The 15,590-nt window shown below is 60.4% G+C and carries 16 protein-coding genes; 1 reads left to right on the forward strand and 15 read right to left on the reverse strand.

The features are described 5' to 3' along the window. Positions 1–68: 68 nt before the first annotated feature. Positions 69–599, reverse strand: coding sequence for a DUF3304 domain-containing protein (locus HTY53_RS21060; RefSeq protein ID WP_254600054.1), 531 nt, complete (start codon positions 597–599; stop codon positions 69–71). Beyond that, a complete protein-coding gene (locus tag HTY53_RS21065) occupies positions 586–1,107 on the reverse strand; it encodes a DUF3304 domain-containing protein (RefSeq protein WP_174108506.1) in 522 nt (173 codons plus the stop codon). The genes HTY53_RS21060 and HTY53_RS21065 overlap by 14 nt, the downstream gene beginning before the upstream one ends. A 190-nt stretch (positions 1,108–1,297) precedes the next feature. Between HTY53_RS21065 and HTY53_RS21070 the strand changes: the two genes are divergently transcribed. Continuing rightward, the gene (locus HTY53_RS21070) at positions 1,298–1,801 is read left to right on the forward strand and encodes a hypothetical protein (protein WP_174108507.1); all 504 of its coding nucleotides are present in this window, start codon (positions 1,298–1,300) and stop codon (positions 1,799–1,801) included. A gap of 502 nt (positions 1,802–2,303) precedes the next feature. Here the strand turns inward: HTY53_RS21070 and HTY53_RS21075 are convergent. The 13 genes from HTY53_RS21075 to HTY53_RS21135 form a co-directional block, all read right to left on the reverse strand. After that, positions 2,304–2,951 (reverse strand): hypothetical protein, encoded by a 648-nt coding sequence (locus HTY53_RS21075; RefSeq protein ID WP_174108508.1) that lies wholly within the window; start codon positions 2,949–2,951, stop codon positions 2,304–2,306. After that, complete coding sequence (locus tag HTY53_RS21080; RefSeq protein ID WP_174108509.1) at positions 2,948–3,541, reverse strand: hypothetical protein; 594 nt, start codon at positions 3,539–3,541, stop codon at positions 2,948–2,950. The genes HTY53_RS21075 and HTY53_RS21080 overlap by 4 nt, the downstream gene beginning before the upstream one ends. A gap of 50 nt (positions 3,542–3,591) precedes the next feature. Next, positions 3,592–4,200: a hypothetical protein gene (locus HTY53_RS21085; RefSeq protein WP_174108510.1), complete on the reverse strand. Its 609-nt coding sequence runs from the start codon at positions 4,198–4,200 to the stop codon at positions 3,592–3,594. Between the two features lie 111 nt (positions 4,201–4,311). After that, a complete protein-coding gene (locus HTY53_RS21090) occupies positions 4,312–4,929 on the reverse strand; it encodes a DUF3304 domain-containing protein (protein WP_174108511.1) in 618 nt (205 codons plus the stop codon). A 14-nt stretch (positions 4,930–4,943) separates the two neighbouring features. Further along, positions 4,944–5,468, reverse strand: coding sequence for a DUF3304 domain-containing protein (locus HTY53_RS21095; protein WP_254600055.1), 525 nt, complete (start codon positions 5,466–5,468; stop codon positions 4,944–4,946). Further along, positions 5,461–6,597 (reverse strand): hypothetical protein, encoded by a 1,137-nt coding sequence (locus HTY53_RS21100; RefSeq protein WP_174108512.1) that lies wholly within the window; start codon positions 6,595–6,597, stop codon positions 5,461–5,463. The genes HTY53_RS21095 and HTY53_RS21100 overlap by 8 nt, the downstream gene beginning before the upstream one ends. A 193-nt stretch (positions 6,598–6,790) precedes the next feature. Further along, positions 6,791–7,894 carry a T6SS immunity protein Tli4 family protein gene (locus tag HTY53_RS21105; protein WP_174108513.1) on the reverse strand — a complete coding sequence of 368 codons (1,104 nt, stop codon included), beginning with the start codon at positions 7,892–7,894 and terminating at the stop codon, positions 6,791–6,793. A gap of 225 nt (positions 7,895–8,119) precedes the next feature. Continuing rightward, complete coding sequence (locus HTY53_RS25160; protein WP_438820981.1) at positions 8,120–8,257, reverse strand: T6SS immunity protein Tli4 family protein; 138 nt, start codon at positions 8,255–8,257, stop codon at positions 8,120–8,122. 65 nt (positions 8,258–8,322) lie between these two features. Further along, positions 8,323–10,137 (reverse strand): T6SS phospholipase effector Tle1-like catalytic domain-containing protein, encoded by a 1,815-nt coding sequence (locus tag HTY53_RS21115; RefSeq protein WP_174108514.1) that lies wholly within the window; start codon positions 10,135–10,137, stop codon positions 8,323–8,325. Then, complete coding sequence (locus tag HTY53_RS21120; RefSeq protein WP_254600056.1) at positions 10,138–10,650, reverse strand: DUF3304 domain-containing protein; 513 nt, start codon at positions 10,648–10,650, stop codon at positions 10,138–10,140. 36 nt (positions 10,651–10,686) lie between these two features. Further along, positions 10,687–11,547, reverse strand: a complete 861-nt coding sequence (locus tag HTY53_RS21125; protein ID WP_174108515.1) for a DUF4123 domain-containing protein — start codon at positions 11,545–11,547, stop codon at positions 10,687–10,689. Position 11,548: 1 nt separating this feature from the next. Continuing rightward, a complete protein-coding gene (locus HTY53_RS21130) occupies positions 11,549–14,410 on the reverse strand; it encodes a type VI secretion system Vgr family protein (RefSeq protein ID WP_174108516.1) in 2,862 nt (953 codons plus the stop codon). A 153-nt stretch (positions 14,411–14,563) separates the two neighbouring features. Continuing rightward, complete coding sequence (locus HTY53_RS21135) at positions 14,564–15,469, reverse strand: hypothetical protein (protein WP_174108517.1); 906 nt, start codon at positions 15,467–15,469, stop codon at positions 14,564–14,566. Positions 15,470–15,590 lie beyond the last annotated feature (121 nt).

Consider the following 15,590-nt stretch of genomic DNA (forward strand, 5'->3'; position numbering starts at 1 on the left):
GCAGGTACCACTGCAGGCGCCGGAGAGAGGAATGTCGGAGCCCGTCTTGCGCCGGCTTTTCCGCATTATCATCTCTCCTTTCCTCCGGGTCCACTGGGATCGATACCATGCCGAAGCTGCGCATCGGAGCCCTTCAAGGGATAGTGCGGCGACCAAAAGGCATACATCGTCACGAAGACCTTGATCTCGCCGTTCCGAAGAAAGTGAACGGCGAAGTGCCCGACCTCGTCGTATCTCGGCACAGGCACTACGCGTTCCCGGTAGTTCTTGTCATGCTCGTTGGTCCAACCGATCTTCACTGCGAGGTCTGGTCTCCATGATTCTGGCACCGCCACGCAGCATACGAAGCCGCCTCCGCCTTCGTGTGCACCGAGATAGGTGCCTCCTTTCCCATCGACTGTAAAGTGCCCGATATCCTTATCCGTATGGTTGTAGCCGACGATGTTGGTGCCGACCACTTCGCTCTCGCATGCGGACAACATCCACATTGATATCGCGAAGACAACTACCTTCGCAACGCGACGTACTGACCTATTTTTACTCGATCGCCGCGCGACATTGATAAACACAAGTGCGCTGTAAACGTCAACTTGTTCCATGTGGTTGATAACCTTCGCGCAAAATATATTTCCTCGCACACGCCTCATTTTTCGCACAGATTTCACCGGGCGACAACCTTAGTGGTTCCGGGGCTCGCGGTCCAGGCCTATACATTGAAGGGAAAATCCGTACTTTTCCATCCGGAAAGAAAGCGATCCAAAGAAAACTGGGATAATCTCCGGTATACGGTTCTACCTCTACCTCGGCCTTATGTAGAGCATTCTCGTCTTTCTGATAAAGCGCGTCATCCTGCCACTCAACGGTCATCGTCATGCCGGGTTTCCATTTGGCAGGAACGCCTACGCTTCCAGCGAAGCTAGTCCCCCCACCCCAACTTCCCATGCCACCCGCCCAGACTCCATTGACATAGACAACGCCCAACGGCATGTCCGTGTAGTTGAGAATGGATAGCTTCAGCCCCCAGCCTTCGTCTTCCTCCTTGGCATGTCTTTTACAGCCGGACAACACGAAGACGGCGATTAGAACAGCGGAAAGAATCCTAACCATGTTAGACCTAAGAGTGGGTAGATACCGACGGAGCGTATGGCTATCATAGCCTTTCTGATTAGCGACGGCGTGCTCGGGTCCCGCGAGGCCGTTTCCCGTTCAGCAAATCGCATCTTCAAGATAGAGGCGCATAGCCGGACAATACCGTATCAAGCCGACCAGGAATGGCGAGCACTTGGACAATACGAGAATGCCTACCCTGTCTCGCCGGCAGCGCCGGCTCCGCGCGCTCCGAATTACCATCTCGGCCTTGGCATTCGCACTGACAGCATGCTCGGAGCCGCAGCCGGGGCTCAACGCAGATTCGAGCGCCTTCGGGACGCATCTCCGCTTGCAACAGCCCGCCCGCGACGTTCGATTCGAGGTCGTAACGTTGCCCGAATCCAAGAAGGGCGATGGCGGAATCGGCCCAACCGACTATGTGTCGGTGATCGGCGTGGCGACGCTGTCCGATTCTGATGTGAAGCGCATTTCCGCGGAATCGTCGTATCGAGGCAACGCCACCATTCCTGGGGCCTTCGTTCGGCCATGGCTTGGTAAAGACGCCACCGTCGCGCTGGAAGAAGCCCTCCGCGGCGCGCGTCCCATCTACGACGCGCGGTGGATGGTGAGCAGACCATCCGGGCGCGCATTCGGCGTTCCGGTTGCCGGCAGCAGGTGGTTGTTCTACGTTGAATACGTCGGCCCCAGCTGAGTCTTGGGGCACTGAATTTGCAAGATGGCCATCGGCTCCCGGCGCTCTTCGCTACCTGTGCGCGCACCCTCGTTGCACGGCGCGCAGCAACTCAAGCTGGCTTCCAAGCAGAATCAGGCGCATATCGAGCTGCTGCCACGAGCCTGGTTCAAGGGCCCCTTCTATGTCGCCTCTCAGGGCATCGTATTTTTCCGAAACGGCTCTCAGATCGACCGGGCATGCGTTAGCCGATGCGGCCGCTATCGTGTCATGAATCCTCGATACATATCCATCCTCCACCTCGTCATAGCAACTCTTCGCTATCAGACCACACCCACTCTTGCACGAGGCCAGGGCCATACTCTTCCTCTTGATGCAAGCGGCGATATCGTCTTGCACGACGGATGTGGCAGCGTGGGAGGCCAACATGCAGAACAGGAACGGCAGGCACATCAAAGAACGAGAAAGTCGCTGTGTCATAGCGTTCGTCAATCTGGATAGCGCTTCAGGTGCACGTCGCCCTCTATCGGACCGTCGCGAGCATTCGCCTTGTCGCTCTCAACTGGCCGGCCCAGCAGCGCTCGTACTGCTTGCAGCCAGAGGCCTTTCCCAGCAGGAAAGTAAAGCTCACAACTTTGCTCTCCAACGGCAGAACCGCAACGTAACATTGCCCGCCATATGGCATCCAATCATTACCATCATGCCAGCCGCAAAGGGGAAATGCTTCCAGTATCAACCGCCCGCCGAGCGTTCTCCGTCGTACGGGTTCCGTAGGACCGAAGATTCTCAATTCGCTGCCTTCGTCAAGCCAATAGGGAAGCTCACCGCCGCCCCTGTTGGCGCACGTATTCAGAGGCAAAAGACAGACAGTGCCCGCATCAGCATCACTCTCCCCGATCGCATGACGCCGATGCAATGTCAGGTTGTAGGCCTGAGCAGGCGTGCTGCCATCACCTCGCTCAACACTCCCCGCCTCCGTTATCGACTGGTAGCGTGTGGCGTCGAACTCGAAGGAGACGGACTCGCCGGAAAAGCGGCGATGCTGGCCATCGGCAAAGAGCGTTGTGCTGGCAAGCGCCAGGGACAGGATCAATGCGATGTGAAACATCACTGCGATATGCCACCGGTTCCCATCACCGACTAAAGCACGCTTCACTTGCGCCACCGTCATTCGGAAATCCTTACTGATTTCCATAGGTCGACGATGTCATGCATGCGGGCCTTTCCCTGCCCCGATACATGGTTCTGCAGCACGAAGGAACTGTACAGAAAGCGCCGGTTCGGCAGAAACGAGACGGCCACGTGACAGCTCGACGTGGCGCGGTACACGGCCGCGCCCGCCTCATCGCAGTCGATGACGGCACCGAATACCGTATGTGCCAGCTTGAGATCTTCCATCACTTCCATTGAATACAGCGACATCCCGGTAGCGACACTGACGCCTCGCGTGCCGCGGCCGCCGTCAGCAAATAGCCGTCCGTCCTGGTCCGTCATAACGCCGAAGTCCGACAGGAATTCCTGGCTCGAAGAAACACACATCAGACCGACAGCCTGGGCTGCTTCAGGAAGACCGAACGAGACACACGTCGTACCGGCATGTCGGGAAGACAGCGCGGTGTTGGGCTTCGCCTTCAGCGCCTTTGGAACACATATGCCTGGTCCGCCGGCCAACAGATCCATCCGGATGCAGTCGGCCGCAGCGATGGCAGGCACACATCCAAAGACGAGAAGGGACATCAAGACGTACTGTCGGATGGTCATCTGGACTTGTTGGCGACTGACGACGACAAGCGGCCGTGGCTCCGGGGGATTCACTGAAACAGGCTACTTTCGATCAGGCCCTTGACGGCATTGAACCCCATGCGCCCCGCACTGGCCGGAATGCACCCCGTCATCAGCAGGGTTGTCGATCCATTGCTTCTTATCGCACTGGTACATCGTTCTCTTTCCTCCGTTTCAACCGCCTCGGACGGAGAGATGGTTTTGATCGTGCTTACCCATCGGTCGTACTCGACCACCATATATCCAACCCCCTCTTTGATCGTCGCGATGCTGTGCAAGACCGATATGGGATAACTGGAATAGCCAGTGGCCGCATGCTCCGCTGGTTCTGGCATTCGGAATTCGACTCCTCCGCCTGGCTTCGACATAAAGTTGGACGGCACTTTTCTTATGGTTGATACGATATCCCCGCGAAGCACCGAGATCGAGAAAACCCACGGCCGCCGGTGCGCATGATGCGGAGAGCCACTGTAGTGATAGAAGCGCGCGCACCGACCAAGGTCTTCGGCGCGCACCGGTTGCGCCTCAAAACCATACCGCTTCGACGGAATGGAGACGCCACAGCCGGCCAAGTCGTCCGCAATCGCGGCGGAGCACAGGACCAACATGGCGGCAGGCATATAGGAAACGAAGCGCACTATGTCGTCTCACTGGTTTTCGAGCCGGCACAACGATTGGGAACAGCCCCACGCAGCCATCCCTGAAACACGTTCATTCACCTTCTATCTCGCACTTCAGCGGGCTCGGGCTCACCCGCATGTGCCGAGCATGGTGTCATTGACCACGTTGCCAGACGCCTTGCGCTTGGTGTAGTCGAAGCGATCGATCAGTACGTGAGGCACGGAAGGGTAGTCGGACAGGGCCACCTTGATCTTCCCGTCCTGGTGGAAATGCACTTCGAAGTACCGCGCGTCCGGCGGCACCGGTCCCTCGAGCAACACCGTCTGCCGACAGCGGGGCACATCGCCGTCGCGCTTCCATTCGATCCGAACGGACAGAGGTAATGGGGTATCGGCCGGAATTGCCGCACAGCAAGTACCGCCGCCATAGCTGTGTTCCTTGGACGAAACTTCGATATTGCCGCCGCCTGCACCATTGACCCAGAAGTCGCTGATATAGGTGTCGGTGTAGTTGTATCCGACGATTGTCAGGCCATCCATCTTCGCCGGCGTACGGTACGTTCCAGTGGGGACCCTGGCGCCGCCAAGCGCCGGTCCGTCGCTCTTCTCCATCCGTCGGATGCGCTCCCCCTGCTCGCCATCGAGCTTGGCAACGGTGTCGACCCTACCATCGCACGCCGTCATCGTACAAAGAAGGAGAGCGGCGGCAGCCCTGGCGCGCCATGGCTCAAATTCTTGTACCAGCACATGCGTCCCCAATATCAATTTACTCCATGGGGATGATATCCCTCACGCCGAATATACTTCTTTGCACACGCCTCGCTTTTTGCGCAGACGTCACCAGGTGACTGCCTTAACAGTTCCGGCGCTTCTGGATGACCTGGCCCATACATTGAAGGAAAGAGCCTTACCTTACCGTCCGGGAAAAACGCAACCCAAAGAAAACTCAGGTAGTCGCCGGTATACGGCTCGACTTCTACCTCAGCCCTATGGAGAGCGTTCTTGTCTTTCTGATAGAGCGCATCATCCCGCCACTCAACGGTCATCGTCATGCCGGGCCTCCATTTGGTAGGAACGCCTGCACTTCCAGCGAAGCTCGTCCCTCCTCCCCAACTTCCCATGCCACCCGCCCAGACTCCATTGACATAGACAACGCCCAGCGGCATGTCCGTGTAGTTGAGAATGGACAGCTTCAGGCCCCAGCCTTCGTCTTTCTCAGCGGCATGTCTTTTACAGCCGAACAACGAGAAGACGGCAATTAGTGTGGACAAAATGATCCTAGCCATGATCGTTTGACGACATCGAATGCTGCTGCCGCGCATCACGTGCAACTCTGGGGGCAGCGATACCCCTCGCCAGGGCAAGGAACGATGCTTCATCGAGCGGCGTAATCCCTGCCTTACGGGCAAAATCGGAACGTTGAATGACGTGAAGCATCACACTGGAACTGCCCTGTGCGCGGGCACTGCCTAGAGCTACAACCAAGTAGCCATGATCAACGGTTCCATCCTCGCGACGGAGGCTGACGAACGACTCAACGGCCTTCACCCCAGCGATCGTGGTGCTGCGGTAGCGGTCCTTCCAGATGCTCGTTACCTCGCGACGATCCTGGTACAGGTGGGTCCAGAAGAAGTCCGACACACCCTCGGGATCCTGCATCCTCGCGTTCAGCTTCGCATTCGGCGGAGCGGCTGACTTGTCCTCCAGACCGATGATCACGTCGGGCTGCCCTTTCAGGCGATAGCTGGCCGCTACATATCGAGGCGCAACACCGTCATCGGGCAAGAACACATAGGGCATGCACAGGCCGCGCTTTGGAGGCACAGAGTTTGGAACCCTCGGCATCGCCCCCGCCACCAGGGAGGCGAACTCCTCCTCGTCGGCGTTGGCGTCGCTGTCGTGGGTACTTAGCTTCCACCACAAGCCGGAATCGCTGACCGTGGTAAACGCGGAGAGTTGACTGCCTACACGCCAAGCCTTGCCGCCAGGTCCTGCCCAGTCCAAGTTGTCGAAAGTCGCGCGCATGCCATACACGTCGTTGCCATCGCGCGCTTTGAACATGGCGCCATCCTTCGTCATCCGACTATCGACAGCGGCTCGTATCACCCCGCGTTGGCTATCGCTCATGGGGTGCGTAATCAGCAGTGGCCCGCGATCACCAAGATTCACGTGAAAGGCACGCTCGCCGTCGGGATAGCGTGCCGGCGGATCGCGGCGCAGATCGCCACGAATGCGCTTGGCGACTTCCACAGGATCCCAGGCCGCCTGATCGGCCGGCCCAGGCAATTGCAGTTCCAGCCGCCCTACGCATTCGGGGAGCCATTGCCTACTCGCCACGTCGGCCTGGCCATATGCCAGCGGCGAGCATGCCAGGGCCGCAGCAGGAATCAAGCTACGGACAATACCTTGCCTCATGCTGCGCTCCGTTCCACGGGATGGAAGACGACTCTCCAATGTCAGTCCACCGGTATCGTTCTCGTTGTACTTTGGAACTAGCTGGCACCTCGTCTTCGGTTGCGGAACATCCGACCGCGACCAGCAATACCGCGATACCCATCGCGCCGATACCGATTGAACGCACCCCATATCTTTCTTTCCCTTGAACACGTCAGTGATGCAGATTCCTGATCTTGACGCTTGCGGCAATTTCGCGTGCCAGCGCAAGGAACGAAGACTGGTCCAACGGTGCAACGCCAGCCTTCTTGGCGAAATCGGCGCGCTGTATGAGGTAAAGCATCACACTCGAACTGCCCCCGGTGCCCGGGCTGCCCAATGCCACGATCAAGTAGCCATGGTCGATGGTTCCATCCTCCCGACGAAGACGCACAAATGACTCCACGCCCTTCACCCCGGCTATCGTGATGCTGCGGTAGCGGTCTTTCCAGACGCTTCGGACTTCTTCGCGATCCTGGTACCGGGCGGTCCAGAAGAAGTCCGAGACACCCTCTGGGTCGCGCATCCTGGCATTCATCCTCAGATCCAGCGGGGTGGCGGACTTGTCTTCCAAACCGACAATGACATCGGGCTGCCCCTTCAGGCGATAGTTGGCCTCGACAAAGCGTGGCGCGACCCCATCGTCAGGAATGAAGATATATGGCATGCACAAACCTGGCATCGTTGGGACCACGTTAGGGTCACGGGGTCTCGCCTTGGCCACTGCTGACGCAAAATACGCTTGTTCGGCAGCGACATCGCCATCACGGTTGCTGAGTCTCCACCACAACCCGACCTTCCCAACCTCAGTAAATGCCGACAACTGGCTGCCAATACGCCAGGCCTTGCCTGTCTGCCCCGTCCAGTCCAATGGTTCGAACTTCACGCGGTCCCCGTAGACATCCTTGCCATCGCGAGCCTTCAACATGGCGACATCCTTCTTCATCCGCACGTTCACGGCGTCGCGCATCGTCGTGCGCGCTGCGTCGCTAAGCGGATGCGTAATCAGCGACGGCCCGCGACTGAGGTTCACACGAAAGGTACGCTCCCCATCGGGATAGCGCGTGGCGGGTTCAATGCCTAGGTCTCCACGGATGTCCTTGGCAACCTCGTCCGCATCCCAGGCCGCCTGTTCGGCCGGCCCAGGCAATTGCAATTCCAGTCGCCCTACGCACTCGGGGAGCCATTGCTGACTTGCTATGACCTCCTGGCCATATAGCAACGCGCAGCATGCCAATGCGGCGGCAGGAATCAAGCCGCGGGCAATTACTTCCCTCATACCACGCTCCGTTCAGGCGACTGCCGGGATCTCGCCCATCCGCGACCGCAACCGCGAGGGTTTGCCATCCTTGCGGCGTCGTTCTCCATGGGGAACTTGCTGAGCCACTACGCTTCATAGCGTTGACCATGACGATGGACATTGGCCCCAAGACGGAGAGCTCCAGTTATGCGCTCACGCCCGGGTGGGCCGACTGCGCCGCCAAAGCGCCTGTCTAATGTCGCCTTACGCTGCACCGGGTCGCAGCCGAATGGAGTTAATAATGGCGTCCCACAATTGGATCGCTTGCTCGTCGGACTGGAATGCAGGTTGGTACGGCGTCCGCAGGGTTACTACAGATTGCTCCAACGCCTGCAAATTCACTGCGATATTTTGTTCAGAAAGCGAACGATCTCTACCTTGGAAGACTGGCCGCAGCGCCGAAAGGCTCAATCGACCGGCATGCTCTCGCGAGCAGTGGGAGCAGGCACGCAAGCCGCAGCGGCCTTCGTGCCTTCGACCTGATATGCGGTACGGTAGCGTAGATACGTGCCCTTTCGCGACACGGGAATCATCTGAGGGGGCTCCATACTGTAAGGATTGACGGCCACAGCTACTTCAATAAGGGGCAGCGACAACTCCGTATGGGTACCGATATAAAATCCCGCAAGCGAATCATGAACGTAGTCGTCAAACATCCGCACGACGGCGTCCGGCAGCGATGATTCATCATTGACCTGCGTCAACAACGTGGATACGTCTTTGGCCGACTGGGCCGTCGCTTCTGCATGCCGGGATATCGCCGCGGCTCCTCCTCGCCGCAATTCGGCAACGGTCTTGCCGAGCAAGGCCTGCGCATTTGCTAGATCGACTCGGTCCTCGGCATCCGATTCGAGGAAGAAGCGTTGCCGCAACAGGTTCGAAGTCCCTGTACGCAGACGCAAGCCACGCCACCGCATGTACTGACGAGTGTGAGCTCGAATTTGTTCGGTAGGGGCACCGCCTGGGATGCCATGGTTGGCAAGCCAGCCGTTATACGTTTCAACCAGCCGCTTATCGCACGAGAATGCCTGTGCCAAGGCTGGTCGGGACGCGATCTCCTCGATCGTACGTAGCGGAACACCCGCCTGGATCGCCTCGTAGTGCATGTCGATCAAAGGAACTTGAGACAGGCACGCAGATGAGCCCCACGCCTTCATGCCTTTGCCCTGACTGGACGGCGAATATCCTCCCCCCACATCGGAGTGCATGCCAGGGTAGAAAACTTGCTTTACATTCGCGCCAACAGCCAGATCCACCGGAAAATTGACACGTTGCTCGTGGAGCGCGACAAAGTGAACGCACTTCCGAACTGCCGGATGAACCGACATCATGTGACCGTCTGCCCAGCCCATCTTGCCTTCCGCCCCGCGTACAGCTGCAGAAATACCGACGGAGGCGACGGTGTCGAAGATACCAAGGAAGTTGAATTTCAGCGGCACACCTGCCAGAACGTGGTCGCAACCGTCGTTGTTGGCCTTTGCGATCTCATACAACCAGTGTACGAAGGCGCGAGCTTCTGCCGCTCCGCGTGAGAAACCGAATACTGAGACTGTGACTTCGCGCAACTTCCGCTGATGGTTGCGAACAACGTCTGCCAGCTTCTCTTCCCAGGTCCGTAGGATCGTCCGGCGGGCAAAATCGACAAATCCGAGCTGCGCAATGAGGCTGCTCATATTGTTTACGACGGTTCTGGCCATTTCGGGCTCAATCAAATTGGAGCCCACCAGATAGCGGTGCATTGCGTTGTAGACCTGAATGATCCCCCAATTGATCCGGTCGGCGCCTTTACGCGCTGTTCCCGCTCCCAAGGTCCCATCCCAGAAGCCATCGCCAGTGTCACCGATGTCTTTGAACGGTGTTCCAACGCCGGGAATATAGAAGCTGAACTGACCATTATCTGGCTCGTCAAGGCTGCAGTCCCACAGACGCGTTACGTTGCTGTGGCTATTTCGCGCGCGTTGTGATTGAGAACTCCTGCGCTTTCCCTCTACAAAGGGACCGTTCCACCTCCAGTTGTTTCCGGTGCCGTCGAAGAAGATGGTGACGTGAACTCTGCCCTGACAGACGGTGGACCGCTTGTCTCGAACGCAAGCCATGGCTCGCGCGCGTTGCGCGGCCTGCTGCGGCGAAAGGCGACGCGCCCCATCCGCTGGCAAGGGTTGTGCTCCAGTGCTTCCCATATCCGCCCCTTCAAGCAAGTCGGTGATCGTGATCCCAGCCAACTATTGTTTTCGTTTGCCAAGAGGACCTACTGGGTCCACACCTGGCTTCAGTTGCGCGTCTTTTCCCTTGAGTGGGTATTGCGGGTGCCATATGGCGTAATTCGTTACGAATACCCTTATTTGGCCGCTACTGAGAAAGTGGACCGCGACATCGCCTACCTTGTCGTACTTTGGAACCTCCACGACCCGCTCTTGGTAGTTCCTGTCGTATTCATCAGTCCAACCGACTGTGATGGTCAATCCAGGCCGCCATGACTTGGGCACGCTTGCGCAACACGCGAATTTTCCGCCCCCCTCGTGGGCGCCTATGTATGCGCCACCGTCTCCATTCACCGTGAAGTGACCGATGTCCTTATCCGTGTGGTTGTAGCCAACAATGTTGGTACCAATCAACTCTGCGGCGCACGCACCCAGTGTCCAAACCGTGAACGCGGCGCCAATCCATTTCACCATACGACCTGCGGCGCCCTTGGGACTGACCGCCCGCGCGATGCCGCTGATTACGCCCGTCAAGAAACAACTTGCTCGAAAGTTCAATTCCTTCCTCGTTCATGTGGCGGTCGACACGCATTCCCAAAGCGGACGCCCGGACTCCCAAACCGCATCGGGCACGCCTGCCGTCCAATCTGCGAAGGACTGGGCATGTTCGGAAGCCGGCTTTTTCAGACGCTGTTGTGCAATCGGATGTTGAGCGAATCTTCCCGAGGTATACAGGGCCAGCAGCAGGAACTGAACCTGCTCGTCGAGATCGTCAAGGCCATGCGCCCGTGCGGCGGCAAGCTGCATGTCGACAAACGGATACAGCGTATGCATCGGAACGCGGCGCAACTCATCCGGAATCACGTTACGCACGTTCGCTATGGCAACGTCGGCTTCGGCCGCCGCCAGGAGATCGTCGTACTGGGACTGCGTGAGCCGTAGTGGTGCGAATTCCAGACCGACGCTATCCGTCGGCGAAGTGATCGAGGGAAGCCGGCATTCCGCGCCGTAGCGATCGAAGTACCGCCACTCATCTATGCCGTACCCGAACGCACGGCATTGAGCAAGCGTCATGACGTTCCACCAAGTTGGCAGTATGCGCGTATCGTACCAACGCAAAATCATTCGTTCCTGGCCAGGCAGATCGACGACATGGTATGCACTGAAGTGCGCAGCAAGGTCGTCCAGGGACCGCGCAGACTTGAGCAAGCTGATGCACGGCCGCGTTGATCCAAGACGGCGAATATCGGCACGAATGCGATCGCATTGACCATCGGGCAACGTCTCAACATCGAGCAGCAGCGGTGCGATATCCTTCATGCCCGCTTCCGCATGCCCGTCAAAGAGGGATCGATACGTGACACCATAGCGGTCCAGGCGCCTGTAGTAATCAGGCTGTTGAGCGCTGTCAATAATGGCGTAGTGCGGCATATCAGACCAGAACGCCAGGTGCGCCTTGTCTCATCGCATCCAGCAAACAGCTCTTGCACGACGAGCGGGGAAACTGAGGAAGCGCATAGGAACCGCTCACCGGCCCCTCAAACTTCCTCTGCGCACTCTTGTAAGTAATCGCCCCCGGGCACTCAACCGTAATATTCCCACCCTCGATCGTGATCGACGCCCCGCCCGCCGTCGCCACCCGAATCCGCTTGGCGGCAGCAAAGTCCACCTGCATATTCGCCGACACGACCTTCAGCTCATCCTTGGCCTGCAGCTTCATCGCATCGTGCTGGGCCTGCACGTCGATGTCCTCACTGCCGGCGACCAGCTTCAGGCCGGTGTCCCCCTCGCCCGCTTTCTCCAGCGCCGCGGCAAGGCCAATCGCCTGACCGCTGTGCAGCCGTGCCTGCTTGCCGATCGCCAGGTTGGTGTCCTGCCCCGACACCATGCCGAGCGATTTGCCGTTGACCATCTGTAGTTCTTGGCCCGCGACCATGGCGAGACCAGCACGGCCGGCCAGTTGCACGATGGCTTCGCTCGGATGCGGCACCTTTCCTTGCGTCTGGTTGTTGCCGCTGGCGGCGTCCTGCATCGCGGCGTCGTAGTCCTTGCCGTCGACCATGCCGGAGGCCGCGGTTTCCAGCTTGGCCAGCGGGGCCTCGTCGTCCTTCGCGGTCAGCAGCGCAACGGTCTGGTGTTTGACCGCACCCTCGCCCAGCGTCTGCGTCAGCGACTTCGCCTGTCGGATCAGCGCGATGCCGGCGGCGTTATCGCCGGTCGGTACTGGCCGCTGGCTCTGCGCATCGCGATAGGTGCTGATCAGCACACCGGCCTTGCCGCGGATGGCGCCGTGGCCGTCGGTGCGCAGCTCGAACCCTTCGCCGCGGAAGCTGCCGCGGTAGTTGTCCTGCTGATGGATCAGGTGGCCGAGATTGAGTTGGCTGTGCTCGACTGTCGTGGCCAGCTGCGTGCGCAGCTGGTTGTCGCTGTCGTCGAACACCAGCTGGTTGGCGCCCTCGCCGCCATGCTCGCGGCTCTTGAAGCCGCTCAGTGCGGCGGCATTGCGGTGTCCGTCCTTATCGGCGCTCATGCCATGCCACGCGGGTGCATGGCCGCCGGCCACATTGGCCTGCGCACTGGGCGCGGTGTCGCTGCCTTGCTGATAGACGGAGCCATCGGTAGCAGCGGCCTGCTTGCCGCCCGGCGTCGGCGCAATGCCGCCCTCGCCCTGCCCGTTGTACAGCGCCCCAATTACGATCGGCTGGTCGATATCGTCGTCGGCGAACTTGACCAGCACCTCCTGGCCGATGCGCGGCAGCCATTGCCAGCCCATGCCGGCGCCAGCCTGGCGCTGCGCCACGCGGACCCAGCGTGTGCTGCGGTCGTCCTCGCGTTCGCCCTTCTGCCACGGGAAGCGAACGCGAATCTCGCCGCGCGGGCTGACGTGGTGTTCGGCATCGCCGCTCGGCTGCGTCTCGCCTTGCGGTCCAACCACGGTGGCGGTCTGCACGCCGATCGCGGTCGGCGCGGCGAACAGCCTTGCACCGTTGCCGTCAACCACGCGCGGGCGCCATGGGCGGCGCGCATCGCAGGCGCGGAACAGATTGGCGTAGCCGTACTGCTCGGCCGCCTGGCGCAGCGACGCGGTTGGCGTATCACGCTCCACCGTATGACCCGGCGCGAGAAAGCCCATCGTCATCGGCCCGTTCTCCGGCGCGCTAGGCGGCGTATCGAAGCACAGCGCGGCGTCGAGTGGGCCCAGCCGCTGACCCAGCGCGGCGCGCGTTTCGGCCGCAAGGTTGTTCAGGCCGCAGTGCTCCACAATTTCGAGCAGCAACGGATAGGCGGCCTCGGCGTCTTCCTGCCTGGGCAGATGCGGGCAATCGGAAACCGCCACACGCGTGCCGCTGACGAAGCTGCGCACGGTCCCTTGGCCGGCGAACAGCTGCGCGCGGACCTCGATGCTCTCCATCAATTGTTCGGCCAGCCGCTGCGCGCCGGCGGCATCGCCGACCGCGGACTGGCTGACCGACAGATAGGGTTCGGGGCACTGTGCGCCGCCGCCGAACTTGGCCGGAGCATGGCCGCGCAGCGTGCGCTTGCCGTTGCCATCCCAGGCCACCACCGCGACGCCAGGCACCGTCACGCGGCTGTGGCAAGCGAGCTGCTGCACGGCGTCGGCTTCTTCCTGGCTGTGGGCGCGATGATAGCGAACGCTTGAAAGCTGCCCCTCCGGCAATTGCGGGCTGTCCGCGAAGATCGTCAGCGCATGCCCCGATGGTGCCTGCTCGTCGTCGACGAAGGCGAAGCCCAACCCCGCCTCGGCCAGCAGCCGCGACAGGAAGGCGTAATCGGTCTCGCGATATTGGCTGACGTGTTCGCGCGGACCGAGCGCATCGATGCGCTGCTGCGCGCCCGCGGTGTAGCGCCACACCGCATGCGGCGCGTACGGCGACAGGATCTGTTCGGCGATATCGGCCAGCGTGCGGTTCTGGAATACCTGGCTATGCCGCTGCTGCGTGGCCAGCCACAGCCACGGCACCACGGTCAGCCGATAGCGCGCGAGGCTGCCATCGGCGCCCAGCTTCTCGGCCTTGCGCACCAGGCCGCTGCGGCGAATGCGACCGCCATCGGCCAGCGTGGTCCACAGCGTGACCTTCGCGCCGAGCAGCGACTTCAGCGCCAGCCGCGCGTTGGCGCTGACCGCGACGATGCGCGTTTCGCCGAGCTCCGACAGTGCCTCGCGGCCGAGCCACGCCTCGACGGCCAGCTCGCCGATGGCCCCCTCGCCTTCGAGCTGGAACAGCCGCCGCGCCGGGGAAAACAGAGTCTGAATCAGGGTGGTGTGGTCCATGGCGGTTCGGTGTCGCAGCGTGTGTCGCAGGGGATATCACAGCGGATGTCGCAGCGATCGGCAAGCACGCCGATCAGTTGCCCGACAACGGCGATGGCCGCGTCGAAGTCGCGGCCATCGCCTCTGTCAGCACCCTTGCCCCCTCGGCCGGCATTACTGCGAACGCTGGGCGGTGCCGCTCTTGCGCGTCCGCGACGCGGTCGTGGTTTTCTCTTCGGGCGTGGGTGCCAGTAATGCCGCGAGCAATTCGGCGTCGCGATCATTGCCCATATTCGCGCCCGCCTTTTTCGAAACCCGGCGCGTATTGTTGGAGGCAATACGCGAGCGCTCGTTTTTCGTCTTCCCTACAGTCGTAGGGTTCGAATTGGAACGCGAAGCAACCTTGGTCGCCGTATTCGAATGTTGCTGTTTTGTAGTGGCTTGATTCGACGCAGTGATCTTCGCTTTATTTACTTCTTGGTTTAGCGTTTTTTTATTCAGATCTTTGGTGGCTACCGTCGTCGATTTGGCGCGGCGGTCCGCAGCGGTCTTTTCATGATCCTGCGTCGCGTTTGCTGCCAACGCGGTACCGCCGGCCAGTGCCGCGGCGCCCAGGCCCGCAGCGGCCAGATCGCCAGATGGCATCTTGCCGAGATTGTCGAGCGCATCGTCATCGGCATCGCGCTCGGGGCTGACATCGACAATGGTGGCCGAACTTGCCGGCGCATCGACGGGGCCGGCTGCTCCGGCCGCAGCGGCCTGCATGTCGGGCGCCTGGGCCGCGCTGGCGGCCGAATTCGGGCTTTCAGCCGGCACAACCGCAGCCACCGTCGGCGCCTCGGCATCGCTGCCCTTGCCCAGCCAGAAGGCCACGGCGCCCGCGCCGACCAGCAGCAACGCCAGCGTGGCGAACACGCCGTGGCGTTTGATGTCGGGTGTCTTCTTCTTGACGGGAGCGTGACTGGCGACCCGCCCTTCGAGGCTGGCCAGAATGCGCGTATCGGGTCCCTGGCTGTCGGCATTGCCCGAGCCGAACAGCGACGGCGGTTCATTTCCTTTCAAGTCGTCGCTGTGGCTCATCTTTTGGCTCTCGAATTGCAATAAAATGCGCGTCGGGCAGCGCAGGGATGGAATTGAGTTAAGCGATCGGCAACATAACTCGAAGACAGGGCCCGAGCAGAAATTCGACGAGATGGCGCCA

The organism is Cupriavidus gilardii (assembly GCF_013314895.1).
Lineage (GTDB): Bacteria > Pseudomonadota > Gammaproteobacteria > Burkholderiales > Burkholderiaceae > Cupriavidus > Cupriavidus gilardii_C.

Coding starts and splice junctions, on each gene's coding strand:
- HTY53_RS21060 (WP_254600054.1), bottom strand. CDS start 599: ATGGAACAAGTTGACGTTTACAGCGCACTTGTGTTTATCAATGTCGCG.
- HTY53_RS21065 (WP_174108506.1), bottom strand. CDS start 1,107: ATGGTTAGGATTCTTTCCGCTGTTCTAATCGCCGTCTTCGTGTTGTCC.
- HTY53_RS21070 (WP_174108507.1), top strand. CDS start 1,298: ATGCCTACCCTGTCTCGCCGGCAGCGCCGGCTCCGCGCGCTCCGAATT.
- HTY53_RS21075 (WP_174108508.1), bottom strand. CDS start 2,951: ATGACGGTGGCGCAAGTGAAGCGTGCTTTAGTCGGTGATGGGAACCGG.
- HTY53_RS21080 (WP_174108509.1), bottom strand. CDS start 3,541: ATGACCATCCGACAGTACGTCTTGATGTCCCTTCTCGTCTTTGGATGT.
- HTY53_RS21095 (WP_254600055.1), bottom strand. CDS start 5,468: ATGGCTAGGATCATTTTGTCCACACTAATTGCCGTCTTCTCGTTGTTC.
- HTY53_RS21100 (WP_174108512.1), bottom strand. CDS start 6,597: ATGAGGCAAGGTATTGTCCGTAGCTTGATTCCTGCTGCGGCCCTGGCA.
- HTY53_RS21105 (WP_174108513.1), bottom strand. CDS start 7,894: ATGAGGGAAGTAATTGCCCGCGGCTTGATTCCTGCCGCCGCATTGGCA.
- HTY53_RS21125 (WP_174108515.1), bottom strand. CDS start 11,547: ATGCCGCACTACGCCATTATTGACAGCGCTCAACAGCCTGATTACTAC.
- HTY53_RS21130 (WP_174108516.1), bottom strand. CDS start 14,410: ATGGACCACACCACCCTGATTCAGACTCTGTTTTCCCCGGCGCGGCGG.
- HTY53_RS21135 (WP_174108517.1), bottom strand. CDS start 15,469: ATGAGCCACAGCGACGACTTGAAAGGAAATGAACCGCCGTCGCTGTTC.